Annotated in this window: 20 protein-coding genes; 19 read left to right on the top strand and 1 reads right to left on the bottom strand. The window is 57.7% G+C overall.

The annotated features are described in order from the left end of the window. Positions 1-56 precede the first annotated feature (56 nt). The 8 genes from wecB to FJD34_RS07835 all read left to right on the top strand — a co-directional run bounded on the left by wecB (position 57) and on the right by FJD34_RS07835 (position 14,095). Entirely contained in the window at positions 57-1,208 is a 1,152-nt protein-coding gene (wecB, locus tag FJD34_RS07870; protein ID WP_032863329.1) for a non-hydrolyzing UDP-N-acetylglucosamine 2-epimerase, read from the top strand. Continuing rightward, entirely contained in the window at positions 1,205-2,467 is a 1,263-nt protein-coding gene (gene wecC / locus FJD34_RS07865; protein ID WP_032863330.1) for a UDP-N-acetyl-D-mannosamine dehydrogenase, read from the top strand. Before wecB ends, wecC begins: the two co-directional genes overlap by 4 nt. A 10-nt stretch (positions 2,468-2,477) precedes the next feature. Further along, a complete protein-coding gene (locus tag FJD34_RS07860) occupies positions 2,478-6,089 on the top strand; it encodes a glycosyltransferase family protein (protein ID WP_090291665.1) in 3,612 nt (1,203 codons plus the stop codon). 29 nt (positions 6,090-6,118) lie between these two features. Beyond that, positions 6,119-8,317 carry a heparinase II/III domain-containing protein gene (locus tag FJD34_RS07855; RefSeq protein WP_223232710.1) on the top strand — a complete coding sequence of 733 codons (2,199 nt, stop codon included), beginning with the start codon at positions 6,119-6,121 and terminating at the stop codon, positions 8,315-8,317. Between the two features lie 13 nt (positions 8,318-8,330). Further along, positions 8,331-10,052, top strand: a complete 1,722-nt coding sequence (locus FJD34_RS07850) for a hypothetical protein (RefSeq protein WP_032863331.1) — start codon at positions 8,331-8,333, stop codon at positions 10,050-10,052. Then, positions 10,049-11,260 carry a glycosyltransferase gene (locus FJD34_RS07845; RefSeq protein WP_032863332.1) on the top strand — a complete coding sequence of 404 codons (1,212 nt, stop codon included), beginning with the start codon at positions 10,049-10,051 and terminating at the stop codon, positions 11,258-11,260. Before FJD34_RS07850 ends, FJD34_RS07845 begins: the two co-directional genes overlap by 4 nt. Further along, on the top strand, positions 11,257-12,435 hold the full coding sequence (locus FJD34_RS07840) for a glycosyltransferase family 4 protein (protein WP_090291668.1): 1,179 nt from the start codon (positions 11,257-11,259) through the stop codon (positions 12,433-12,435). Before FJD34_RS07845 ends, FJD34_RS07840 begins: the two co-directional genes overlap by 4 nt. A gap of 94 nt (positions 12,436-12,529) precedes the next feature. Next, positions 12,530-14,095 carry a methyl-accepting chemotaxis protein gene (locus FJD34_RS07835; RefSeq protein ID WP_065942356.1) on the top strand — a complete coding sequence of 522 codons (1,566 nt, stop codon included), beginning with the start codon at positions 12,530-12,532 and terminating at the stop codon, positions 14,093-14,095. An 83-nt stretch (positions 14,096-14,178) separates the two neighbouring features. On the opposite strand, the gene FJD34_RS07830 is transcribed toward FJD34_RS07835, so the two are convergent. Next, positions 14,179-14,871, bottom strand: a complete 693-nt coding sequence (locus FJD34_RS07830; protein WP_090291670.1) for an alpha/beta family hydrolase — start codon at positions 14,869-14,871, stop codon at positions 14,179-14,181. 79 nt (positions 14,872-14,950) lie between these two features. Here FJD34_RS07830 and ccoN (FJD34_RS07825) point away from each other — a divergent pair, with 79 nt between their 5' ends. The 11 genes from ccoN (FJD34_RS07825) (at position 14,951) to ccoG (ending at position 24,332) form a co-directional block, all read left to right on the top strand. After that, positions 14,951-16,375 carry a cytochrome-c oxidase, cbb3-type subunit I gene (gene ccoN / locus FJD34_RS07825; RefSeq protein ID WP_029300057.1) on the top strand — a complete coding sequence of 475 codons (1,425 nt, stop codon included), beginning with the start codon at positions 14,951-14,953 and terminating at the stop codon, positions 16,373-16,375. A gap of 10 nt (positions 16,376-16,385) precedes the next feature. After that, positions 16,386-16,994 (top strand): cytochrome-c oxidase, cbb3-type subunit II, encoded by a 609-nt coding sequence (ccoO, locus tag FJD34_RS07820; RefSeq protein WP_029300055.1) that lies wholly within the window; start codon positions 16,386-16,388, stop codon positions 16,992-16,994. A 3-nt stretch (positions 16,995-16,997) separates the two neighbouring features. Further along, positions 16,998-17,216: a cbb3-type cytochrome oxidase subunit 3 gene (locus tag FJD34_RS07815; protein ID WP_032863336.1), complete on the top strand. Its 219-nt coding sequence runs from the start codon at positions 16,998-17,000 to the stop codon at positions 17,214-17,216. Then, complete coding sequence (gene ccoP, locus FJD34_RS07810; protein ID WP_032863337.1) at positions 17,213-18,136, top strand: cytochrome-c oxidase, cbb3-type subunit III; 924 nt, start codon at positions 17,213-17,215, stop codon at positions 18,134-18,136. Before FJD34_RS07815 ends, ccoP (FJD34_RS07810) begins: the two co-directional genes overlap by 4 nt. A gap of 545 nt (positions 18,137-18,681) precedes the next feature. After that, positions 18,682-20,124, top strand: coding sequence for a cytochrome-c oxidase, cbb3-type subunit I (gene ccoN, locus FJD34_RS07805; RefSeq protein ID WP_032863338.1), 1,443 nt, complete (start codon positions 18,682-18,684; stop codon positions 20,122-20,124). Continuing rightward, positions 20,124-20,732, top strand: a complete 609-nt coding sequence (ccoO, locus tag FJD34_RS07800; RefSeq protein WP_029300047.1) for a cytochrome-c oxidase, cbb3-type subunit II — start codon at positions 20,124-20,126, stop codon at positions 20,730-20,732. Before ccoN (FJD34_RS07805) ends, ccoO (FJD34_RS07800) begins: the two co-directional genes overlap by 1 nt. A gap of 5 nt (positions 20,733-20,737) precedes the next feature. Beyond that, positions 20,738-20,923 carry a CcoQ/FixQ family Cbb3-type cytochrome c oxidase assembly chaperone gene (locus FJD34_RS07795; RefSeq protein WP_003175465.1) on the top strand — a complete coding sequence of 62 codons (186 nt, stop codon included), beginning with the start codon at positions 20,738-20,740 and terminating at the stop codon, positions 20,921-20,923. Further along, positions 20,920-21,894 carry a cytochrome-c oxidase, cbb3-type subunit III gene (gene ccoP / locus FJD34_RS07790; protein WP_032863339.1) on the top strand — a complete coding sequence of 325 codons (975 nt, stop codon included), beginning with the start codon at positions 20,920-20,922 and terminating at the stop codon, positions 21,892-21,894. The genes FJD34_RS07795 and ccoP (FJD34_RS07790) overlap by 4 nt, the downstream gene beginning before the upstream one ends. Before the next feature lie 150 nt (positions 21,895-22,044). Beyond that, positions 22,045-22,299: a type II toxin-antitoxin system Phd/YefM family antitoxin gene (locus tag FJD34_RS07785; protein WP_029300038.1), complete on the top strand. Its 255-nt coding sequence runs from the start codon at positions 22,045-22,047 to the stop codon at positions 22,297-22,299. Next, the gene (locus FJD34_RS07780) at positions 22,299-22,709 is read left to right on the top strand and encodes a type II toxin-antitoxin system VapC family toxin (protein WP_090291672.1); all 411 of its coding nucleotides are present in this window, start codon (positions 22,299-22,301) and stop codon (positions 22,707-22,709) included. The genes FJD34_RS07785 and FJD34_RS07780 overlap by 1 nt, the downstream gene beginning before the upstream one ends. Before the next feature lie 207 nt (positions 22,710-22,916). After that, on the top strand, positions 22,917-24,332 hold the full coding sequence (ccoG, locus tag FJD34_RS07775; RefSeq protein WP_032863341.1) for a cytochrome c oxidase accessory protein CcoG: 1,416 nt from the start codon (positions 22,917-22,919) through the stop codon (positions 24,330-24,332). The last annotated feature ends 2 nt before the right edge of the window (positions 24,333-24,334 follow it).

Raw genomic sequence — 24,334 nt, 5'->3', positions numbered from 1 at the left:
TCCAGGGACGACCCGTCTGCGTCTTTCCATCAGGCCTTGAACAAGAGTCCACGCCCATGCCCCTCAAGACCCTGTCCGTTTTTGGCACTCGCCCGGAAGCCATCAAGATGGCCCCGCTGGTCATCCAACTGGCAAATGACGCGCACTTCAACTCAAGAGTCTGTGTCACCGCACAGCACCGGGAGATGCTGGACCAGGTACTTGACCTGTTTGAACTGGTACCTGACTACGACCTGAACCTCATGAAGGCCGGCCAGAACCTGGCGGATGTAACGACGGCCATCATTCAAGGGCTGCAGGCGGTACTGGACGACTTCACGCCAGACATCATCCTGGTACACGGCGATACAGCCACCACCTTCGCCGCCAGCCTCGCGGCCTATCACCGCAAAATCCCGATTGCCCATATCGAGGCCGGGCTGCGCACCAACGACCTTTACTCGCCGTGGCCCGAGGAAGGCAATCGGCGCCTGACCGGCAGCCTGGCGACGATTCATTTTGCGCCGACGCACACATCCCGGCAGAACCTGCTCAATGAAGGCGTCGCACCTGAACGCATCCATGTCACAGGGAACACGGTGATCGATGCGCTCCTCAGTACGGTAGAGAAACTAGGCCCCCCCTTATCACCGCTGCGTATCGCGCTGGATTGCCAATTCGCCTTCCTGCCCGAGGGGCAACGCATGGTCCTGGTGACCGGCCACCGCCGGGAAAACTTTGGCGACGGCTTTGAGCGCATTTGCCAAGCCCTGGCCAACAGTGCCCGCTGCTTTCCAGAGGTAGCCTTTGTTTATCCGGTACACCTGAACCCCAATGTGCAGACGCCAGTAAAGCGCCTACTGACGGGGATCGACAATGTGCATCTGATCGCTCCCCAGGACTATCTGCCCTTCGTATATCTGATGACCCGTGCGTACCTGATCCTCACTGACTCAGGCGGTATCCAGGAAGAAGCACCTGCGCTGGGCAAGCCGGTGCTGGTGATGCGCGATACCACCGAGCGCCCCGAAGCGGTCGAAGCGGGGACGGTCAAGCTGGTCGGCACCGATGTCGGCTGTATTACCCATCACCTGAGCAGGCTGCTCGAAAACGAAGCCGATTATCGGCAAATGAGCATCGCCCATAACCCTTATGGCGACGGCGATGCATGCATCCGTATTCGCGCTGCGCTGTTGAGCCTTGCTCAAAAGAACGAGGCAGTTGCATGAGTGTTGCAAGGATTTGTGTGATGGGCCTCGGTTATATCGGCTTACCGACAGCCGCCATTTTTGCCTCGCGCAAAAAGCAGGTAATCGGGGTGGATATCAACCAGAGCACCGTGGACATCATCAATCGCGGGGCCGTGCATATTGTCGAGCCCGAGCTGGAACTGCTGGTACATGCGGTGATCACCCAAGGCTATCTGCGGGCAACCACCACGGTGGAGCCTGCGCAAGCATTCCTGATCGCCGTCCCCACACCGTTCAAGGACAACCATGAGCCTGACTTGAGCTACATCAGGGCGGCTGTCGAAGCCCTAGCCCCGGTCCTGAAAAGGCGTGACCTGGTCATCCTCGAATCCACTTCTCCGGTGGGTACCACCGAGCGCATGACCCAGTGGCTCGCCCGGGCCCGCCCCGACCTGACCTTCCCCACCACCCACGGCGAAGCCAGTGATATCCGTGTTGCCCACTGCCCGGAGCGGGTGTTGCCGGGCCATGTGCTGCGCGAACTGGTGAGCAATGACCGGATCATCGGTGGTATCACGCCAGCCTGTTCCGCTGCCGCCGCACAGCTCTACCAGACGTTCGTCAAAGGCCAGTGCATCGTGACTGATGCGCGTACAGCGGAGATGTGCAAGCTCACTGAAAACAGCTTTCGCGACGTCAACATCGCCTTCGCCAATGAGCTTTCAATGATCTGCGCACAATTGAAAATCAACCCCTGGGAACTGATTCGCCTGGCCAACCATCACCCGCGGGTGAACATACTCCAGCCAGGGCCAGGGGTCGGTGGCCACTGTATCGCCGTTGATCCGTGGTTCATCGTCAGCAAGACCCCTGAGCTGGCGCAATTGATCCGCACGGCCCGCGAAGTCAATGACAGAAAACCGCAGTGGGTCATCCAACAGGTCAAGCTGGCACTGGCAAACCTGTTGCTCAAGCGCGCGGACTTGCGGGCCGGCAACGTACGCATTGCCTGCTATGGCCTGGCATTCAAAGCCGACATTGATGATCTGCGCGAGAGCCCTGCCCTGTTTATCGCCCAGCAGTTGGGGGAGGTGCTTGGGGTAAAACTGTTGCTGGTGGAGCCGAACATTGAGGCACTGCCGGCTGATATGTCTATGCATTCACTGACCGATACCGCCGATGCCCTGGAACGCGCACAGATTCATGTATTACTGGTCAGGCACCGCGAGTTCGCCTTGATGTCCAGCAGGGGCGCAGACCTTCTAGTGATTGACGCTGCCGGCGTGCTGGCGACCTGAGGGGGTGACAATGAATGCAGTCGAACGCTCCTTGCGCCAACAACTGTCCCAGACCCAGCAGGAACATCACACGGCCACCGAACAGATCCATCAGCTCCAGACCGCCCTCGCCCAGGCCCTTGAACAAGTCTCAGCCAGCCATGAGCAACTGCACACCGCCAACGCCAGGCGCCACCTGGCGGAGCAACGGCTGATCAAGACGCGCGCAAGCATGACCTATCGGCTGGGCTATGAGCTGAAGGTGGGCATTCGCACCCTGGGCGGGTGGGTGCGCCTACCGGCGACGCTGTTCAAGTTGTACCGCCAGGCCCGCAAGAACCGTGCGCTCACTCAAACCAATGCGCGCATCGAGCGAGTGCCACTGCCGGCCGTGCGCGCCATCATGGCGACACCCACGCCCCAGCCCCTGGAGAATGCCAGGCACATTCGCAATCACCTGCTGCCTGGTGCCAACCACAGCAGCAAGGGCCTGAAAGTCGCCTGTGTAATGGACGAATTTTCCTACGAGGCGTACCGCCACGAATGCCAGCTATTACAACTGACACCCGCCAACAGCCTGGCCGAGTTGCAGGCATTCCAACCCGAGCTGCTGTTTATCGAGTCGGCCTGGTGCGGCAAGGACGCCTTATGGAAAAACAAGGTGGGGCACAACAGCGAGGAACTGCGAGGTGTCTTGAAGTGGTGCAAAGCGCACGGCGTGCCCACGGTGTTCTGGAACAAAGAAGATCCGGTGCACTTTGAGACGTTCCTTTCCACCGCCAAGCAATTCGATACTGTCTTTACCACCGATATCGACTGCATTCATCGTTACAAAGGCGCACTGGGCCATGAGCGCGTCTACTTGCTGCCTTTTGCCTGCCAACCGGTGCTGCACAATCCGATTGAACTGTATCAGCGCAAAGATGCGCTCTGCTTTGCTGGTGCGTACTACGTGCGCTATCCCGAACGAACCCGTGATCTGGACCATTTCCTGCGGGATCTACCGCAGTTTCGCCCGCTGGACATCTTCGATCGCAACCTGGAAAAACAAGACCCCAACTATCAGTTCCCCCTCGCGTATCGACCGTACATTGTCGGTACGTTGAGCAGCGCACACATGGACTTGGCCTACAAAGGCTATCGCTATGGGGTCAACCTCAACTCGATCAAGCAATCGCAATCCATGTTTGCCCGACGCATTTTCGAGCTGCTCGGTTCCAACACCCTGACGGTCAGCAATTTTTCCCGTGGCCTGCGTTTGTTGTTTGGCGATCTGGTGATCACCAGCGACAACAGTGCACAAGTCCTGCAACGTCTCACAATGCTCACGGACACCCCCCAGAACAGCGCCAAACTGCGCTTGGCCGGGCTGCGCAAGGTCATGCAGGAACACACCTACGCGCACCGCTTGAGTTATGTCATGACCAAGGTAAACGGCAGTGCCAAACACGATAGCCTGCCCTCGATTTGCCTCCTCGCCTGTGCCGCTGACGATACCGAGTTCCAAGCCCTGGGCCGACACTTGCAGCGCCAGCGCTACGCCAATGTCGTCATGTATGTTGCAGTGAATTTTGAAGCCTGCCCGTTGGATCCACGTTTACGCCTACTCAGCTATCAGCAACTCAATACCCTCACGCTGGAAGAACTGGCCAACGACGCCTCCTGGTTCGGCACCATGCTGGCCGAGGACTACTACGGGGCCAACTACCTGCTGGACCTGGCCCTGGCAGCGAGCTACAGCCAGGCCACGGTGATCGGCAAGGTGACTCATTACGCGGCGAACAGCGGCGCTATCCAGTTGCACAACGCCGATCAGGAATACCGACATGCAAGCGCAATCGCGGCGCGTTGTTCGCTGATCAAAACCTCATCCCTGCCCAGGCAAACCGCAGGCGATTGGCTCAACGGCTCGCAAACCCTTGAATACCGGGATCCACAGGGCCTGGCGATCGACGCCTTCAATTACTGCAAGAATGCCGCGAATAACAACGAGCAGCAGGTCAGCGAGACCGTCGACGATCTTGAGATCAATACCGGTATCCACCTCGATCAATTACTGCAACGGGCAGAAGCCATCCCGGCGCTGAAAACAAGCACCCACAACGCGCAATTCAGCGGCCAGACATTGGCCCGGCAGTTTGGCCCGATCAGCAGCAGGGTGTTGCAGGATCGCATCGATGGGGAGACCTGGCATATCAGTTCATCCCTCGCAGATGGCAAACACGAGTACTGGTATGCCAAGCAGGTACTGAGCGTTGCGCAACTGGGCGGCGCGCCACTGAAACTGTGCCTGGACGCCACACCCGGCCTGAACATCCAATTGGTCGTCCTGTTCCTGGATACGCATGAGCAACGTATCGGACACTCCATGGCACCGGCCAATCGCAATCAGACCTGTGACATACCGCCGGAAACGGCGCACCTGCGCTTGGGACTGCGGGTCTACGGCAGTGGAACTGCAGCCATCACGGCACTGTTGCTCGGGCATCGAAACCTGCAACCCTCGACCTTGCTCGCCAAGGCCCGGCACTTGCTGCTGACCAACCATTACCCCGCCTATGACGACCTGTATCGCAACGGTTTCGTTCACACACGTGTTATCGCCTACCAGAAGCGCGGTATTGCAGTCGATGTCTTCCGTCTACGCGCCAATCAATCAGCGGGTTATCAGGAGTTCGAAAACGTCGATGTGATGACCGGCTCCCAGGACAGCCTGGTGAAAATGCTTGAGTCGGGATCGTACAACGTCGTCCTGGTGCACTTCCTGGATCCGTCGATGTGGGAAGTCCTACGCCGGTACGCGCAGAGCATCCGCATCATCGTCTGGGTCCATGGCGCCGAGATCCAGCCATGGTGGCGTCGTGTATACAACAGCAATAGCGAAGAGCACCGGCAACTGGCCAAACTTGACAGCGAAAAGCGCCTGCACTTCTGGCACAACCTGCTTGCGCCCATGCCCGCTAATCTCAAGCTGGTATTCGTATCCCGTCATTTTGCCGAAGAAGTCATGGAGGACCTCGGTTTCCGCCTGCCAGACGCCCAGTACGAGATCATTCATAACCCGATCGATACAGTGCTGTTTTCCTATGAAGAAAAACCCGTCGAGCAGCGTAGGAAAATCTTGTCGATTCGCCCCTATGCCTCTGCAAAATATGCCAATGATTTGAGCGTGCGGGCTATCGAACTGCTCGCCCTCAAACCGTACTTTGCCGAGCTGGAATTCCATCTAGTGGGAGACGGCACCCTGTTTGAGGAAACCCTGGCCCCCCTGCGCAAATACCCAAATGTAAAGATAGAAAACCGCTTCCTCAGGCAGCAGGAAATAGCCGCCTTACACAAGCAATATGGGATTTTCCTGTGCCCTAGTCGGGCAGATACCCACGGTGTTTCCCGCGATGAGGCAATGGCTTCAGGGTTGGTCCCCATCACCAATGGCGTGACCGCCATCCCGGAATTTGTCGACGAGCGTTGCGCAATCCTGGCACCTGCCAACGACGCCGAAGCACTCGCAGCGGGCATCGCCAGGCTTGTAGAAACACCCCAACTATTCCATGAGTTATCCATGGCTGCGCGCGCAAGAATAGAACGCCAAACGTCGATGAACAGAATCTTGGCGCAGGAATTAAAACTGATTGATGTTTAGTTAAACAGCGACTGAGCGTACATAACCTCATGATAAAAAAAGCGTCTAGCCAAACCTCGCCCCCGGAATGCCGCACTCCAGACAGGCAAATAGAAAGCAGCTTACATTTCACCAACAAGATATCCGGGGAAGACTATTACCCGCTTGAAGCGACAGCATTCAAGGGTAATGCCAAAGCTCGGAAAACGGTTTGCGGCTTGGCGTTTTTATTCCATGAAGACAAAAACACGCATCAAATAAGGCTTTCACTCCCCAATCCCTACGTGGCAAACGGGCTTAGCATTCGCTTTAAAATATCTGGTTGGCAGTCATTGAAATACATGGCTATCGGCTACGACTCCAGTGAAGGATATAAACACATAAAGCTGGCTAACACGGCTATCAACCAATGGGTAGATTTTTCGTTTGGCTATGGCGATCTCGCTTTTGGCATACAAAACGACTGGCAACACGTCGTCGATTCGACAGTTTGCGAGGTAAAAATATTCTTCAAGGGGCATCCACTGCCAGAGGGCTCCGAACTGAAAGTTGAAGAAGTTATCTGTTGGCGAGAACGTACAACGCCACCTCCATGGTCGAGCGGGCCTGATCAAATTGACCCGAACCAGAAAAGCAAAATATCGCGCTTACCGGCGGTTTTTATCGAAAAGCTGTATGCCTATTTTGAGCAATGCTTTACCCATTCAGAGCAGCAAGTCCAAGCCTACCTTGCCCATGGCGACTGTCCTCTGTCCGGTGACGTGAGTCTCGCCTGGCCTGCTGAAAAAAAACTTCCGGATAGGCTGCAAGATACTGGAACCTACCGATTTTCCTGGCACGCATTGCATCCTGCCGCAATGCTGATGGTCTATGCGCGCAACCATGAGGATATCGCCGCTGTTTTTTCTGCCCGGGAGTTTATCGGCAACTGGCTCGAACACAGCTATTTCACCCATGACGCCGATAAAAAATATGCCTGGTACGACCACGGCACGGCCGAGCGAATGCTCGCGTTTATCCTGATGTGGGACATGGGTGCACAGTACAATTTCGACCGACGCTTCATGTCACGCTTACGCAGTGCAATGTTCAGGCACGCGCAGTTGCTGGCCTCCGAGGCCTTTTATGCTTCGCACCAGTTGACGCGTTATCACAACCATGCGTGGTTTCAGGATACGGCACTCTTGGCCGCAGCATTAGCCATGCCAGAGCTGCCTTGTGCGCAAAACTGGGCTTGCAGGGCGCAGGTACGCCTTGAAGATCAGTTGGACAACTTGATCATCCGCGACAATGGCTACGCCATCTTTATCGAAAATTCGATTGGCTATCATCAGGGCGTGCAACGCCTGATTACCTTTGCCGGCGAACTGGCCTTGTTGAATGGAGGACACAGCAGCATCCCGGACATAGCCCATGAGCTTATGCAGTTTTCAGAGCTATTAAAGTACCCCGACAATAGAACCCCCGCGCAAGGCGATACGTTCCGCAAGGCCAACCCTACGAGCGCACCTGGAGCACTCACCCCTTACAGCAACAATAGCGTCGAGATACTGCCAAAGGCTGGCTATGCAGTCATCAAGAGCAATCACCAAACGCACGCTTATATGCTGTGCTTATTTGCAACTTCTCTGTGCCAGACGCACAAACATGAGGACAATCTTTCGTTCACGCTATACATGGATGGCATTGAATGGCTGATAGATCCAAGCTTCAACTCGCACGAATATAAAAAACCGCTGGAAACATTCCTCAGAAGTGCGTGGGCACATAACAACGTCGCAATCAGGGGCGCTCATTACAGCATTGAACCAAATCTTGCACAGCTCACCGGCGCGGTGGAGAATTCAATTTTCCACATGCACAGCTCGCACTCTGCCTACCACGGATATGTGGTTTCAAGGTCTATTGAAGGCACCCTCGACGTACTGGATTTTCGTATCACGGACACGGTGACGGGTGACGGCACTACCGAGGCGTTCACCCTCTTTCATTGTGGCGATGGGGTCATCGTGACCCCCATTGAACAAGGGGTGCAGTTGTCCCACCCCCATTCACGATGCAGCCTGGATATTCTCAGCAGCAACCGCTTTACCGTCATTTCTGGATGGCACGAGTCCGCTGATCTGAATGCCATGGCCGGCCTCGGCTTCATGCAAGCACAGGCAACGACAGTGGTGGCGTTCAGAATCCCCCTGCCTGGGTGTTCAACCTTTCAGATAAGCGCCTCTTCAAATACGCCGACCCCGTAAACCCGGAGCTTGTATGCACCCAGCCACTCCACTGCATTGGTATTGCTCCGTCTGCGTAAAAGTCGTGGGCAGCGTTCCCGGTCATACATTTTTGCTGATCGTACTCATGCTGGTATCGCAGCTCAGTTTACTCAGTGCATTTTTCCTGCCGATAAAAGCCATTATCCTGATGGGGTCCCCCTTCATCCCGGATTACTTCCCCGCAGCACTTGCATCCCTGGGGCGCAAAACCCTCTTTACCTACTTGAGCATAGCGGCAATATTTTTATACCTGACCCATTTGCTTGCAGAAAATAAAATCAAGAGCTTTACCGAGCGCGGCGCCCAGCAACTTATCGTCAACTGCGCCAATATGATTCCGTTCGAAGACCAGGAAAATCTCACAACCCGTACATTCTCAAGATTGACCAGAAGCCTGGCAAACACGCTATTCATCACCGCTGCCCTGATGGTGCTGGGCATCATGTATAAAGGACTATTTTTCGCACTCCTGGGTATCTGCGCATTAGCGGGCAGCGTGTACATATTTGTACGACCCGCCCCCACCACAGAGGTTCTAGAAATACCCAACACCGTTGCTTCACTGGGATTTCTTGCCGCCTTCGGTTTTATATTTTACGACCTGCTGAATACAACTTCCTCCAACATAATCGCAGCATTGATTGGGCTTATGTTGGCGCGCCAGATAATGCAACGCGCGGCCATCCTGATTCAGGACACCCATAGCTTGATGACTCAACATGTTAAAATTTCGAACTTACTTTTTAACATGCCATTTCTCGCAACTTCTGACAACAGCCCTGATATTTTATGGACACTTCTCAAGCCTGATGTACGCCACTCTCTTATCGGCAACGCCATCTCTGAAATTACAGGAGCCTCTTACAACGTCATCGACGCGAAATGGCACCAAATCGGAATACACGACATTGCGGCCTTCGAGGTCACCGCCCGCCATACGGCCACTGCGCAGAAACACCGGTTTCTTATAAAAATCTTCAACTCAAAAAGAAAAAACCTGGCCATCAGTGAAGCAATGTTACTGGCGAACACCCAGCATACTAACTTACCCACTCTTCCGTTCCTGGGGGCCAGCGCTATAGAAAATTTCAACTGTCATGTCTTTGAATGGACCTCACTCGAAAAGTGCGACCCTTTATACATAAAGCACCCCATGCATAGTGTATTTAAAGACATGATGAGAACCCTGCCAGCGGCAAATCTTACTGAGCTGTTTTTAAACTCTCAGCCCTTACTATGGGATCGCCTCACCCCACACAATCTTTCAGCATTTGAACTAGCGATCGACACCACTCACTATGCAGACATCCTGCAAGCGTTTATAGCAGCACGCGCAGATATAGTGTCCCACTTGAAAAAAGTCCCACTGCAAATAGCAAATTTCGACATACACAAAGATCATTTATTAAGCGACCCACAGGGCAAGCTCTATGTAAGCCACTGGGGCCTGTGGAGTCTCGAACCCGTCGGAGCAGGATGGCCCACGTCGAAAAAAGAGCTACAACAACTGCACGGCATTTTTCATGACCTGCAACTGAATCGCGACGACACACGTCATCTTTCATTTCAACTATTCACCCTTTCAGTCCTGTTATCAGCGCTGGACAGGCTTGTGGCAAAGCAACACTTCATTTCGGCAGCCAAGTTACTTCCCCCCATCATGGCCGCCTATGCCCAGGAAACGGCCCCGCAACAGCAGGAGTCGCGGATATGAAAAAGATCGCCATGATCGTCTGGAACGAGTTCCGTCACGACGCCCGCGTATTGAAACAGGCCCAGACACTGCAGGCGGCCGGCTATCAGGTCACGGTGTTTGCGCTGCACACCCCGGGCGTCACCCGGCAAAAAGAAACCCTCAACGAAGGCATCCAAGTGATCCGCGTAGCCCGGCGCCCATTCTGGCGGGTACGGGCCGCCGGGCCTGGCCACGCCGTGGCCCCATCGGCAACGGGGAACACACTGTCACCAATGCGCCTCATCGCCCGGCTATGGACTCATGTCGGCCTGCTGGTACGCATGGCCCTGCATCGTGCAGCGGTCATCCACGCCCATGACGTTAATACACTGCCAACCGCTTGGTTGGCCGCCCGCCTCAGTGGCGCGCAGTTGGTTTATGACGCTCACGAAATCAGCACCAGCCGCGAGGGCTACTCGCGCTTTCGTGGGTGTGTGGCGCGAATTGAGCAAACGTTGATGCCCAGGGCCCAGGCCACCCTGACCACCACGACGACGCGAGCAAAGTTTTTTGCCCGTGCCTATGGAATTGTTCGCCCGTTGGTCCTGCAAAATCGCCCGCGATTGACTGTGTGCCCGCCAACCCAACGTATTCGTGAAGAGTTGGGCTTGCAACAGGCCTGGCCAATTATCGTCTATCAAGGCGGGTTGCAGCAGGGGCGCGGGCTGGAGCGTCTGTTGCGAGTAGCCGCCAACGTGCAAGAGGCCTATTTTGTATTGATAGGCGCAGGCCGGTTGACCTTGCCACTCATGGCGCTAAGTCGCGAACTGGGCTTGAGCGAACGCGTGCATTTCATCCCCACCGTTTCCCTGGCCGATTTACCCAGCTATACCGCATCGGCCGATATTGGCGTCCAGCCTATCGAAAATACCTGCCTGAACCACTTCAGCACAGACTCCAACAAGCTATTCGAATACGTGATTGCCGGGCTGCCCGTGGTGGCTACGGATTTTCCGGAAATCCGCCGGGTCGTCAAAACCCATGACCTAGGACTACTGGCCAACGCCGGCGACGACCTGCAACTGCGCACAGCCCTCCAAAGCCTGGTCGACTCCCCCACCCTGCGCCGCAAGTACGCTCGCAACGCATCCAGGGCCAGGCCACATCTGAACTGGGAACAGCAAGAGAGCCAATTGGTAACCCTCTACCAGCGCCTGCTCGCGGGAAAAGCGCAGGTTTATCCATGACTGTCCGTATTCTGCTGTTGAGCTTTCATTACCCGCCTGACCTTGCAGCGTTTCGCATCGAAGCACTCGTGGAGGCATTACTCGCCCAATCAACCCACAACGTACAGGTTGACGTAGTGACCACCCATCCCAGCCGCTATCCCTCACACTACACCCCCGGCGACTACAACCCGCCACGCCCGGGGCTGACCATTACGCGCATTGCCCTGCCCAAGCATAAAAACGGCCTTCTGGGCCAGGCATGGGGCTTTTGTGTCTATGCCGATGGCGTGCGCAAAGCGGTGAAGAACAGGGAGTACGACATGATCCTTGGTTCCTCCTCGCGACTGATGACGGCGGCCCTGGCCAGCGCTATCGCGCGTTGGCGCAAAACACCGCTGTACCTTGATATTCGCGATATCTTCGTCGATGTCTTGCCCGAGCTGTTCCCGGGAATCGTCGGCAAGATACTGGCCGGTATGTTTACACGGGTCGAACGGCTGACCATCAACCAGGCATCACGGATTAACCTGATCTCACCGGGGTTTCTCGCTTACTTCAAAGAGCATTATCCCGACAAAAATTTTTCCACTTATACCCATGGTGTTGACGAACTGTTTCTTCAGCCTCTCCCTCCTGCCGGCCTTTACCCAAACAAAGGCCGCTTGAAAATCGTGTATGCCGGCAACATCGGTGCAGGCCAGGGCCTGGAAAAGATCATCCCGCAACTGGCAGAAAGACTGGCTGAACGCGCGTACTTCTACATCATTGGGCATGGCAACACCGTACAAAAGTTGCGTGACGTGCTGGAGCGCCGGCAGATAACCAATGTCGAGCTGATTGCCCCGACACCCCGCGCCGAGTTGATCCATTACTACCGCCAAGCCGATGTACTGTTTTTGCACCTCAATACGTTCAAGGCCTTCCTCAAAGTCATCCCCTCCAAGTTGTTTGAGTATGCCGCTACCGGCAAGCCGATCCTGGCGGGCCTGGAAGGCTATGCAAAACACTTCACCGACACGCATATCGCCAATGCCTCGGTGTTTACCCCCGCCGACCTGGATTCGGCCGTTGCCGCACTGACGCGACTGCATCTGGGAACAACCGACCGGTCAGCATTCGTCCGCGATTACACGCGTACGACCATCCAGCAACGCATGGCGCTGGACATATTGGGCACCGGGAGCAATCCATAGAACAGCACAAGGCCGCGCCGATTATTGCAAAAATAAGCTAAATAAAAGCCCGCGCCGGCCGACAACCTGTCAAAGCCTTGCGGATTGATCAATCATGCGTAATAACCAACCCGTTACCCAGCGCGAACGTACCTTCCCCGCTCAACAACGGTTGATCTCCACGACCGATGCCAAAGGCGTGATCACCTACTGCAACGATGCGTTTGTCGAGATCAGTGGGTTTTCCCGGGATGAACTGATGCGCGCCCCGCACAACCTGGTACGTCACCCCGACGTGCCAGCCGCTGTGTTCGGGCATATGTGGGCGACGCTCAAACAAGGCTTGCCATGGATGGGCATCGTCAAGAACCGCTGCAAGACCGGCGATCACTACTGGGTCAACGCCTATGTGACCCCGGTGTTCGACGGCGAACAGGTGATCGGCTACGAATCGGTACGGGTCAAGCCGACTGCCGAGCAGATCCGCCGTGCCGAAGCGCTGTACCAGCGGATCAACCAGGGCAAGTCGGCGATCCCGCGCAGTGATAAATGGCTGCCGGTGCTGCAGGACTGGCTGCCGTTTATCCTGGTCAGCCAGCTGAGTTTCCTGATTGGCATCTGGCTCAATTCCCACTGGGGCTTTGCCCTGGCCGCCGCGTTGTCGGTGCCGCTGGGCCTGCTTGGCTTGAGCTGGCAACAGCGTGGCCTCAAGCGCCTGCTGCGCCTGGCCGAACAGACCACCTCCGACCCGCTGATCGCGCAGATGTACACCGACAGCCGTGGCGCCCAGGCGCGACTGGAGATGTCGATCCTCAGCCAGGAAGCGCGTCTGAAGACCTGCCTGACCCGTTTGCAGGACACCGCCGAGCACCTCAACGACCAGGCCGCGCAGTCCAATACCCTGGCGCACAACAGCTCCACCGGGCTGGAGCGCCAGCGCGTGGAGACCGAACAGGTGGCCACCGCCGTCAATCAGATGGCCGCGACCACCCAGGAAGTCGCCAGTCATGTACAGCGCACGGCGGATGCCACCCAGGAAGCCAATCGCCTTACCAGCCGCGGCCGCGACATTGCCGGGGAAACCCGCGAAGCCATCCAGCGCCTGTCGGTGGTGGTCGGGGAAACCGGCGTGACCGTGACCCAACTGGCCAAGGACAGCGACGAAATCGGCGGCGTGGTGGATGTAATCAAGGGCATTGCCGACCAGACCAACCTGCTGGCCTTGAACGCGGCCATCGAAGCGGCGCGTGCCGGTGAGATGGGCCGGGGCTTTGCGGTGGTGGCCGATGAAGTGCGGCAACTGGCGCAACGTACCAGCGAATCCACCGGGCAGATCCATGCCCTGATCGCCAAGCTGCAACAGACCGCCAGCACCGCCGTGCAGACCATGGATGCCGGGCATCGCCAGGCTGAAGAAGGTGTGGCGCGGGTAATGGAAGCGGACGCGGCGCTGGTGGGGATCAGTGAAGCGGTGGCGCATATCACCGACATGACCACCCAGATCGCTGCGGCGACTGAAGAGCAAAGCTCGGTGGCCGAAGAGATCAGCCGCAATATCAGCACCATTGCGCTGTTGGCCGACCAGACCTCGGAGCAGGCGTTGAATTCGGCGCAGTTGAGTGAAGAACTGACCCATACGGCCAATACGCAGTATTCGCTGGTGGAGCGGTTTAACCGCTAGATCGCTATCGCAGGCAAGCCAGCTCCCACATTTTGAATGTATTCACAGATCAAAATGGGAGCTGGCTTGCCTGTGATGAGGCTCTAACAGGCGCCTAAAAACCCAGCCACCTTCACCGCCGCAGCCTCCAAATGCTGCTCATGACTGAACCCCGAAGCCTTCAACGGCTTCAAATCATGATCCCCCGCGACCAGCCACATCACCTCGATGCTCGGCGACAGCACATAACCCTCCACCGCCGCCCGATTGCCCAGCGCATCGCGCTCGCCCTGCACGATCAACGTCGGCGTCTTCAGCCCAGCCAAGTGTTCGACCCGCGGTTTTTCCGGCTTGCCCACCGCATAGAACGGATAACCCAGGCACACCAGCACATCAGCCGCCAACTCATCGGCCACTAGACTGGCCATCCGCCCGCCCATGGACTTGCCGCCAACCGCCAAAGGCCCAGCGACATGACGTCGCACCCGGGCATATACCTCGCGCCAGCATTCCAGCAGTTTCGGCGCTGGGTTCGGTGGGCGTTTGCCCCCGTCCACACGGCGCTGGGCCATGTAGGGAAACTCGAAGCGCAACACGTTCACCCCATGCCGGGCAAGGCGTACAGCCATATCGCTCATGAAACCCGAGTCCATCGGCGCACCCGCACCGTGGGCCAGGATCAGCGTCGGTGATGGGCCTGCGCCAACGCGCGTAGCCGCATTCCACAACCAGCCCTGTTCACGCACACACTGCGCCCATTGATCCCCGTCAATACTGGCCTTGTGCTCTTTGCCCATGCTTGCCTCGCTTTTTAGTCTGCCTATAACTCCAGCCCAAGTGCCGCATCTGCTTGGGTTGAACCGTGGATGGGGAACCATGAACACTACTTTAAGTACCGCCTATAACTACAAGGTGGTCCGCCAATTCGCCATTATGACGGTGGTGTGGGGCATCGTCGGCATGGGGCTCGGGGTTTTTCTCGCCGCCCAGTTGGTATGGCCCGAACTCAACTTCAACCTGCCTTGGACCAGTTTCGGTCGATTGCGCCCACTGCACACCAACGCGGTGATTTTCGCGTTTGGTGGCTGTGCGCTGTTTGCCAGCTCCTTCTACGCGGTGCAACGCACCTGCCAGACCCAGTTGTTCGCGCCCAAAGTCGCCGCGTTCTGCTTCTGGGGCTGGCAATTGGTGATCCTGCTGGCAGCAATCAGCTTGCCACTGGGCTACACCAGTTCCAAGGAATACGCCGAGCTGGAATGGCCGATCGACATCCTGATCACCATCGTCTGGGTCGCCTACGCCATCGTGTTCTTCGGCACCGTGGCCAAGCGCAACACCAAGCACATCTACGTCGGTAACTGGTTCTTCGGTGCCTTCATCATCACCGTGGCGATCCTGCATATCGTCAACAACCTGGAAATCCCGGTCAGCCTGACCAAGTCCTACTCCCTCTACGGTGGTGCGACGGATGCCATGGTGCAGTGGTGGTATGGCCACAACGCCGTAGGTTTCTTCCTGACCGCGGGCTTCCTGGGGATGATGTATTACTTCGTGCCGAAACAGGCCGAGCGTCCGGTTTACTCCTATCGCTTGTCCATCGTGCACTTCTGGGCATTGATCACCCTGTACATCTGGGCCGGTCCTCACCACCTGCACTACACCGCGCTGCCGGACTGGGCACAGTCCCTGGGCATGGTGATGTCGCTGGTCCTGCTGGCACCCAGCTGGGGCGGCATGATCAACGGCATGATGACCCTCTCGGGCGCCTGGCATAAGCTGCGCAGCGACCCGATCCTGCGCTTCCTCGTGGTATCCCTGGCGTTCTACGGCATGTCGACCTTTGAAGGTCCGATGATGGCGATCAAGACGGTCAACGCCCTGTCCCACTACACCGACTGGACCATCGGCCACGTACACGCCGGCGCCCTCGGTTGGGTGGCGATGATCTCCATCGGCGCGCTGTATCACATGATCCCGAAAGTCTTCGGTCGCGAGCAGATGTACAGCCTCGGCCTGATCAACGCGCACTTCTGGCTGGCCACCATCGGCACCGTGCTCTACATCGCTTCGATGTGGGTCAACGGCATTGCCCAGGGCCTGATGTGGCGTGCGGTCAACGAAGACGGCACCTTGACCTACTCCTTCGTCGAAACCCTGGTGGCCAGCCACCCAGGCTTCATCGTGCGGTTGGTGGGCGGTGCGATCTTCCTCAGCGGCATGTTCCTGATGGCTTACAACACTTGGCGCACCGTGCGTTCGGCACAACCTGCCGAAGTAGCCGCTGCGGCGCAGATGGCCTGAGGAGTCGATGATGAAACACGAAACGATTGAAAAGAACGTCGGCCTGCTGATGCTGCTGATGGTGCTGGCCGTGAGTATCGGCGGCCTGACGCAGATCGTCCCGCTGTTCTTCCAGGACGTGACCAACAAGCCGGTCGAAGGCATGAAGCCCTATACCGCGCTGCAACTGGAAGGCCGTGACATCTACATCCGCGAAGGCTGCGTACAGTGCCACTCGCAAATGATCCGGCCGTTCCGCGCCGAAACCGAACGCTACGGCCACTACTCGGTTGCCGGCGAAAGCGTATGGGACCACCCGTTCCTGTGGGGCTCCAAGCGTACCGGTCCCGACCTGGCCCGGGTCGGCGCTCGCTACTCCGACGACTGGCACCGCGCGCACTTGTACAACCCGCGCAACGTCGTGCCTGAGTCGAAGATGCCGGCCTACCCATGGCTGGTGACGGCCCAGGTCGACAGCAGCCACACCGAAACCAAGCTCAAGGTCATGCGTACCCTCGGTGTGCCGTACACCGACGCGGACATCACCGCGGCCGTGGACAGCCTCAAGGGCAAGACCGAAATGGACGCTCTGGTCTCCTACCTGCAAGTGCTCGGCACTGCAATCAAGAGCAAGAGGTGACCCATGGGTTTTGAACTGGATACCGGAATGATCCGCGGACTCGGCACGCTGGTGGTGGCGATTGCCTTCATCGGCCTGTCGCTGTGGGTGTTCAACGCCAAGCGCAACCCGGAGTTCGCCGAAGCCTGCCTGCTGCCATTTGCCGATGAGCCTAAGCCTGACGCCATTGGCACCCCATCCGACGCTCAAGAAGAGCCTGTAACAAGGAGCATTCGGCCATGACTACCTTTTGGAGTACATGGATCTGTGTACTGACCCTGGGCAGCCTGATCGGCCTGACCTGGCTGCTGTTCGGCACCCGCAAGGGCGAGACCAAGGGCAGCGTCGACCAGACCATGGGCCACGCCTTCGACGGGATTGAGGAATATGACAATCCCCTGCCGCAATGGTGGTTCCTGTTGTTCGCCGGAACCCTGGTGTTTGCCGTCGGCTATCTGATCCTCTACCCGGGCCTGGGCAACTGGAAAGGCGTATTGCCGGGCTATGAAGACGGCTGGACCCAGAACAAGGAATGGGACAAGGAAATGGCCAAGGCCGACGCCAAGTTCGGGCCGATCTTCGCCAAATTCGCAGCCATGCCCGTGGAAGAAGTGGCCAAGGACCCGCAAGCGTTGAAAATGGGCGGTCGCCTGTTTGCCTCCAACTGCGCGGTGTGCCATGGCTCCGACGCCAAGGGCGCCTACGGCTTCCCGAACCTGGCGGACGACAACTGGCGCTGGGGTGGTTCGGCTGATGCAATCAAGCTGACCATCATGAACGGTCGCCACGCAGCGATGCCGGCCTGGGGTGAAGTGCTGGGCGAAGACGGTGTAAAAAACGTCGCCGCTTATGTACGTCACGACCTGGCCAAATTGCCGCTGCCGGCTGACAGCAAGGTCGACCTGGCCGCTGGCAAGCAAGCATACGACACCACTTGCGTGGCATGTCACGGCCCAGAGGGCCACGGTGTTGAAGCCATGGGCGCGCCAAACCTGACGCAACCTGCCGGCTTCATCTACGGCACCAGCCTTGCGCAGTTGCAACAAACCATCCGCCACGGCCGTCAAGGCCAGATGCCGGCGCAGGAAGCACTGCAAGGCAACGACAAGGTCCACTTGCTGGCCGCCTACGTCTACAGTCTGTCGCAGAAAGAGCAGAAGTAAGCTTTAAGCTACACGCTGCAAGAGAAGAGTCCTCAACTCGGCTCTTGCAGCCTTTTCAGCCCTCCCTCTCCCCGCTCCAAACTTGCCGCTTGCAGCTTGCTACTAACCGCTGCGCCCTGCGCCCTATTGTCACACCCTTCTAAAGCACACCTTTCCCCTCTCGCCATTCGGGTCTACGCTTGTTTCGACAGTGGGCCGGCGTTGATCGGTCGCAGCTTAACTTGCACGCGATGAGTCAGACATTCCAGCAGGGTGACAGGCGCAAGGGCTGACAGTTACCGGCTATCGTGCCACCGACCATTCGTCACCTTGGCAGCGTGTCCCTACACATCGCGTTGCAAGTACCTGCGCCCCCTCAAAATTCCTGTCCAACCCGTCAGCTTTTCATTTTTGATTTTGTCCTTACGCCAAACAGGGAAAGGGCGCAGAATCTGGCTTGAAACGCATTGACGCAGGTCAGCGTTACGTTGCAATGGCACTTCGCATTGTCCATACTTGCGGCCGATTTTTATCCTAATAAAACACCTAAACCGTGGAACCTTAGAATGAGCACAGCAATCAGTCCGACTGCTTATAACTATAAGGTAGTCCGCCAGTTCGCCATCATGACGGTGGTCTGGGGGATCCTTGGCATGGGGCTCGGTGTCTTCATCGCCTCGCAACTGGTCTGGCCGGAGTTGAACTTCGACCTGCCATGGACGACGTTTGGACGCCTACGCCCACTGCACACCAACCTGGTGATCTTCGCCTTCGGCGGATGTGCACTGTTTGCCACTTCCTACTATGTCGTGCAGCGAACCTGCCAGACGCGACTGATTTCCGACGGCCTCGCCGCCTTCACCTTCTGGGGCTGGCAAGCAGTCATCGTCGGCGCCATCATCACCCTGCCAATGGGCTTCACCACCACCAAGGAATACGCGGAATTGGAATGGCCCCTTGCCATCCTTCTGGCGATCGTCTGGGTGACCTACGGCATCGTGTTCTTTGGCACCATCGTCAAACGCAAGACCAAGCACATCTACGTCGGTAACTGGTTCTACGGTGCGTTCATCGTGGTAACCGCGATGCTGCACATCGTCAACCACGCGTCCCTGCCGGTCAGTTTCTTCAAGTCCTACTCGGCCTACGCCGGTGCGACCGATGCGATGATCCAGTGGTGGTACGGCCACAACGCCGTAGGGTTCTTCCTGACCACCGGCTTCCTGGGGATGATGTACTACTTCGTGCCGAAACAGGCCGAGCGTCCGATCTACTCCTATCGCCTGTCCATCGTGCACTTCTGGGCGCTGATCACCCTGTATATCTGGGCCGGTCCTCACCACCTGCACTACACCGCACTGCCGGACTGGGCACAGTCCCTGGGCATGGCCATGTCGATCATCCTGCTGGCTCCAAGCTGGGGCGGCATGATCAACGGCATGATGACCCTCTCGGGCGCCTGGCATAAGCTGCGCACCGACCCGATCCTGCGCTTTTTGGTGGTATCGCTGGCGTTCTACGGCATGTCGACCTTCGAAGGCCCGATGATGGCGATCAAGACCGTCAACTCGCTGTCCCACTACACCGACTGGACCATCGGCCACGTACATGCCGGCGCTCTGGGCTGGGTCGCGATGATCTCCATCGGCGCGCTGTACCACATGATTCCCAAGCTCTACGGCCGTGCGCAGATGCACAGCACCAGCCTGATCAATACGCACTTCTGGCTGGCCACCATCGGTACCGTGCTCTACATCGCCTCGATGTGGGTCAACGGCATCACCCAGGGCCTGATGTGGCGTGCAATCAACGATGACGGCACCCTCACCTACTCCTTCGTCGAAGCGCTGCAAGCCAGCCATCCTGGTTTCATCGTGCGCGCCCTTGGTGGTGCGTTCTTTGCCAGCGGCATGCTGTTCATGGCCTACAACGTCTGGCGCACCGTGCGTGCCGCGGACCCTGTAGCCGCTGAAGCCGCCGCCAAGATCGCTGTCGTGGGAGCTCACTGATGAAGCATGAAGTAGTCGAGAAGAATATCGGCCTGCTGGCCTTCTTCATGGTCATCGCCGTGAGTATCGGCGGCCTGACCCAGATCGTTCCGCTGTTTTTCCAGGACGTGACCAACAAGCCGGTCGAAGGCATGAAGCCGCGCACCGCCCTTGAACTGGAAGGCCGCGACGTCTACATCGCCAACGGCTGTGTCGGCTGCCACTCGCAGATGATCCGTCCGTTCCGTGCCGAAACCGAACGCTATGGCCACTACTCGGTTGCCGGTGAAAGCGTGTGGGACCACCCGTTCCTGTGGGGTTCCAAACGTACCGGCCCGGACCTGGCCCGCGTGGGTGGTCGTTACTCCGATGACTGGCAGCGTGCGCACTTGTACAACCCGCGCAACGTGGTGCCCGAGTCGAAAATGCCGGCGTACCCGTTCCTCGTGGAAAACAAGCTCGACGGCAAAGACACTGCCAAGAAAATGGAAGTCTTGCGCACCCTCGGCGTGCCTTACACCGACGAAGACATCGCCGGTGCCCAGGCAGCTGTAAAGGGCAAGACCGAAATGGACGCGCTGGTGGCCTACCTGCAAGGCCTGGGCACCATCATCAAAAGCAAACGGTGATCTGAATGGATATCGGGATGATTCGAGGCCTGGGCACCGTTGTCGTGATGGTGGCCTTTATCGGCCTGGCGTTGTGGGTGTTCAGCCCCAAGCGCAAGTCAGAGTTTGAAGACGCGACCTTGCTGCCTTTTGCGGATGATCCCGAAGCCATCAAGCACGTCGAGCAAGCTTCTAGGAGTAACAAAGAATGACTACGTTCTGGAGTCTGTACGTCACAGTCCTCAGTCTGGGTACCATTTTTGCCCTGACCTGGCTGCTGCTGTCGACCCGCAAGGGCCAGCGCGCCGAACAAACGGACGAGACGGTTGGCCACTCGTTCGATGGCATCGAGGAATACGACAACCCGCTGCCAAAGTGGTGGTTCATGCTGTTCGTCGGCACCATCATCTTCGCCTTGGGCTACCTGGTGCTGTACCCGGGCCTTGGCAACTGGAAAGGCCTGCTGCCGGGTTATGCCTACCTCGACAACGAGAAGCAAACCCCGTTCGCCAACGGCCAGAGCGGCTGGACCGGCGTGCACGAGTGGGAAAAGGAAATGGCCCGCTCGGACGCCAAGTTCGGGCCGATCTTCGCCAAGTTTGCCGCCATGCCCATTGAAGAAGTGGCCAAGGATCCGCAAGCCCTGAAGATGGGTGGCCGCCTGTTCGCCTCCAACTGCTCGGTGTGCCATGGTTCCGACGCCAAGGGTGCCTATGGCTTCCCCAACCTGACCGACGCCGACTGGCGCTGGGGCGGCGAACCGGAAACCATCAAGGCCACCATCATGGCTGGCCGTCACGCGGTCATGCCGGGCTGGGCTGAAGTGATCGGTGAACAAGGCGTGGCCGACGTCGCCGGTTTCGTGCTGACCAACCTCGATGGCCGCAAGCTGCCGGAAGGCGCCAAGGCCGACGTGGCCAACGGCGAGAAACTGTTCGCCGCCAACTGCGTGGCGTGCCACGGCCCGACCGGCAAAGGCACCCCAGCGATGGGCGCGCCTGACCTGACCCACCCGGGCGCGTTCATCTACGGTTCGAGCTTCGCCCAACTGCAGCAGACCATCCGTTACGGCCGCCAGGGCCAGATGCCTGCACAAGAGCAGTTGCAGGGTAACGACAAGGTGCATTTGCTGGCGGCGTATGTTTACAGTTTGTCGCACAAAGAGCAGCAAGAGCAGAAGTAAGCGGCAAGCCGCAAGAAAAAGCCCCGCCAGCGTCATGCTGGCGGGGCTTTTTTATGTGAAACACATCGACCGCTTGTAGCTTGAAGCTTGTAGCCTTTCACTGCACAGTAGTAACGTAACTACATTCACCCATCCACTGGGAGGCGCCCCATGACAATTACGACCATCTCCAGTCGCGAATTCAACCAAGACACAAGCGGTGCCAAAAAAGCCGCGCGCCAAGGACCGGTTTTTATCACCGACCGAGGCAAGCCTGCCCATGTACTGCTAAGTATTGAGGACTACCAAAAACTGACAGGTATCAACGCCGACATTGTTGATCTGTTGGTGATGCCAGAAGCGGCGGATATCGAATTTGAAACCGAGCGCGCCGTGATTATTCATCGACCCGTGGACCTCTCTTGATGTATCTGCTCGACACCAATGTCATTTCCGAGTTACGCAAACCCCAGGCCGACAAAAATGTGGTGGCGTGGGCCAAAACCATCGCCGCGCCACGCATGTACATTTCGGCGATTACCTTGAAGGAGCTGGAGACTGGGGTGCTGCGAATGGAGCGCCGTGACCCCGCGCAGGGCAAGGTCTTGCGCACCTGGCTCAAACGCCACGTCATGCCGGCCTTCGATGCCAGGATCCTGCCGATTGACGCTGCCGTGGCATTGCGCTGCGCCAGCCTGCATGTACCGGATCGTGCCAACGAAGGTGATGCGCTGATCGCCGCAACCGCTCTGGTTCACGGCCTGACCGTGGTCACCCGCAATGTCGCCGACTTCCAAAGCAGCGGTGTGACACTGATCAATCCATGGGACGAATGACCTTCGGACCCTGAAAAACCGTCCATACTCAACCTGTCAATTGATTCAAGTCACGTACACCATCAATTGATTTCCCCCAACGCGACCAAAGGTCGCACCCGTTCATCGGTACTACAGGCGTATCATTACGCCACTGCAACACCCCTATTTTGACCCCGGCTGGCACGTACTGGCCGAGGCAAATCTCCACTGCCGTGGGATGCAATGATGAGCAACCAGATTCCGGTACATGACGTTACCCCACCTGCCAAAAAAACCAGCAACACCGTTGATCTCTACGCCTCGCGAGAGAAAATCTACACCCGTGCCTTTACCGGGCTGTTCCGCAATCTGCGGATGCTCGGCGGTGCCGGCCTGTTCCTGTTGTACTTCGGTACGGTGTGGCTGAACTGGGGCGGACACCAGGCGGTCTGGTGGAACCTGCCAGAGCGCAAATTCTTTATCTTCGGTGCGACATTCTGGCCCCAGGACTTCATCCTGCTGTCAGGCATCCTGATCATCTCGGCCTTCGGCCTGTTCTTTATCACGGTGTACGCCGGGCGTATCTGGTGTGGTTATACCTGCCCGCAAAGTGTGTGGACCTGGATCTACATGTGGTGCGAAAAGGTCACCGAGGGCGACCGCAACCAGCGCATCAAGCTGGACAAGGCGCCGATGAGCGCCAACAAGTTCCTGCGTAAACTCAGCAAGCACACGCTGTGGCTGCTGATCGGTTTTGTCACCGGCATGACCTTTGTCGGCTACTTCTCGCCAATCCGCGAACTGGTGTTCGAGTTCTTCACCGGCCAGGCCGATGGCTGGTCGTACTTCTGGGTCGGTTTCTTCACCCTCGCCACTTATGGCAACGCCGGCTGGCTGCGCGAGCAAGTGTGTATCTACATGTGCCCGTATGCGCGCTTCCAGAGTGTGATGTTCGACAAGGACACCCTGATCGTGTCCTACGACCCGCGTCGTGGCGAAGTGCGTGGCCCACGCAAGAAAGGTGTCGACTACAAGGCCCAGGGTCTGGGGGATTGCATTGACTGTACGATGTGCGTGCAGGTCTGCCCCACCGGTATCGACATTCGTGACGGCCTGCAAATCGAGTGCATTGGCTGCGCCGCCTGCATCGACGCCTGCGACACCATCATGGACAAGATGGAATACCCGCGCGGCTTGATCAGCTACACCACCGAACATAACCTGTCGGGGCAAAAGACCCACAAGCTGCGCCCGCGCCTGATCGGCTATGCGCTGGTGCTGCTGGCGATGATCAGCCTGCTGGCCACCGCATTCTTCATGCGCTCGCTGGTGGGTTTCGACGTCAGCAAGGACCGCGTGCTGTACCGCGAAAACGCCGAAGGGCGGATCGAGAACGTCTACAGCCTGAAGATCATGAACAAGGACCAGCGCGACCACACCTACGTGCTAGACGCCACGGGCCTGCCGGACCTCAAGCTGCAAGGCAAGCGCGAGATCAAGGTCGCCGCCGGGGAAATCTTCACCATGCCGGTGGAACTGTCGAGCGCGCCGGAACAAATGCCATCGACCACCAACGAGGTGAAATTCATCCTCAAGGATGCGGACGATGACAGCGTCCACGTTGAAGCCAAGAGCCGGTTCATCGGCCCACAAATTCGTTGAAA

The organism is Pseudomonas brenneri, assembly GCF_007858285.1.
GTDB lineage: Bacteria > Pseudomonadota > Gammaproteobacteria > Pseudomonadales > Pseudomonadaceae > Aquipseudomonas > Aquipseudomonas brenneri.
This window is presented reverse-complemented; position numbering and strand designations above follow the sequence as displayed.

What these genes read in the sequence shown, in the direction of transcription:
- ccoN (WP_029300057.1), top strand. Translation starts at nt 14,951, where the DNA reads ATGAACACTACTTTAAGTACCGCCTATAACTACAAGGTGGTCCGCCAA.
- ccoP (WP_032863337.1), top strand. Translation starts at nt 17,213, where the DNA reads ATGACTACCTTTTGGAGTACATGGATCTGTGTACTGACCCTGGGCAGC.
- FJD34_RS07850 (WP_032863331.1), top strand. Translation starts at nt 8,331, where the DNA reads ATGCACCCAGCCACTCCACTGCATTGGTATTGCTCCGTCTGCGTAAAA.
- FJD34_RS07840 (WP_090291668.1), top strand. Translation starts at nt 11,257, where the DNA reads ATGACTGTCCGTATTCTGCTGTTGAGCTTTCATTACCCGCCTGACCTT.
- FJD34_RS07780 (WP_090291672.1), top strand. Translation starts at nt 22,299, where the DNA reads ATGTATCTGCTCGACACCAATGTCATTTCCGAGTTACGCAAACCCCAG.
- ccoO (WP_029300047.1), top strand. Translation starts at nt 20,124, where the DNA reads ATGAAGCATGAAGTAGTCGAGAAGAATATCGGCCTGCTGGCCTTCTTC.
- FJD34_RS07860 (WP_090291665.1), top strand. Translation starts at nt 2,478, where the DNA reads ATGAATGCAGTCGAACGCTCCTTGCGCCAACAACTGTCCCAGACCCAG.
- FJD34_RS07785 (WP_029300038.1), top strand. Translation starts at nt 22,045, where the DNA reads ATGACAATTACGACCATCTCCAGTCGCGAATTCAACCAAGACACAAGC.
- FJD34_RS07835 (WP_065942356.1), top strand. Translation starts at nt 12,530, where the DNA reads ATGCGTAATAACCAACCCGTTACCCAGCGCGAACGTACCTTCCCCGCT.
- ccoO (WP_029300055.1), top strand. Translation starts at nt 16,386, where the DNA reads ATGAAACACGAAACGATTGAAAAGAACGTCGGCCTGCTGATGCTGCTG.
- wecB (WP_032863329.1), top strand. Translation starts at nt 57, where the DNA reads ATGCCCCTCAAGACCCTGTCCGTTTTTGGCACTCGCCCGGAAGCCATC.
- wecC (WP_032863330.1), top strand. Translation starts at nt 1,205, where the DNA reads ATGAGTGTTGCAAGGATTTGTGTGATGGGCCTCGGTTATATCGGCTTA.
- FJD34_RS07815 (WP_032863336.1), top strand. Translation starts at nt 16,998, where the DNA reads ATGGGTTTTGAACTGGATACCGGAATGATCCGCGGACTCGGCACGCTG.
- FJD34_RS07845 (WP_032863332.1), top strand. Translation starts at nt 10,049, where the DNA reads ATGAAAAAGATCGCCATGATCGTCTGGAACGAGTTCCGTCACGACGCC.
- ccoN (WP_032863338.1), top strand. Translation starts at nt 18,682, where the DNA reads ATGAGCACAGCAATCAGTCCGACTGCTTATAACTATAAGGTAGTCCGC.
- FJD34_RS07855 (WP_223232710.1), top strand. Translation starts at nt 6,119, where the DNA reads ATGATAAAAAAAGCGTCTAGCCAAACCTCGCCCCCGGAATGCCGCACT.
- ccoG (WP_032863341.1), top strand. Translation starts at nt 22,917, where the DNA reads ATGAGCAACCAGATTCCGGTACATGACGTTACCCCACCTGCCAAAAAA.
- FJD34_RS07795 (WP_003175465.1), top strand. Translation starts at nt 20,738, where the DNA reads ATGGATATCGGGATGATTCGAGGCCTGGGCACCGTTGTCGTGATGGTG.
- ccoP (WP_032863339.1), top strand. Translation starts at nt 20,920, where the DNA reads ATGACTACGTTCTGGAGTCTGTACGTCACAGTCCTCAGTCTGGGTACC.
- FJD34_RS07830 (WP_090291670.1), bottom strand. Translation starts at nt 14,871, where the DNA reads ATGGGCAAAGAGCACAAGGCCAGTATTGACGGGGATCAATGGGCGCAG.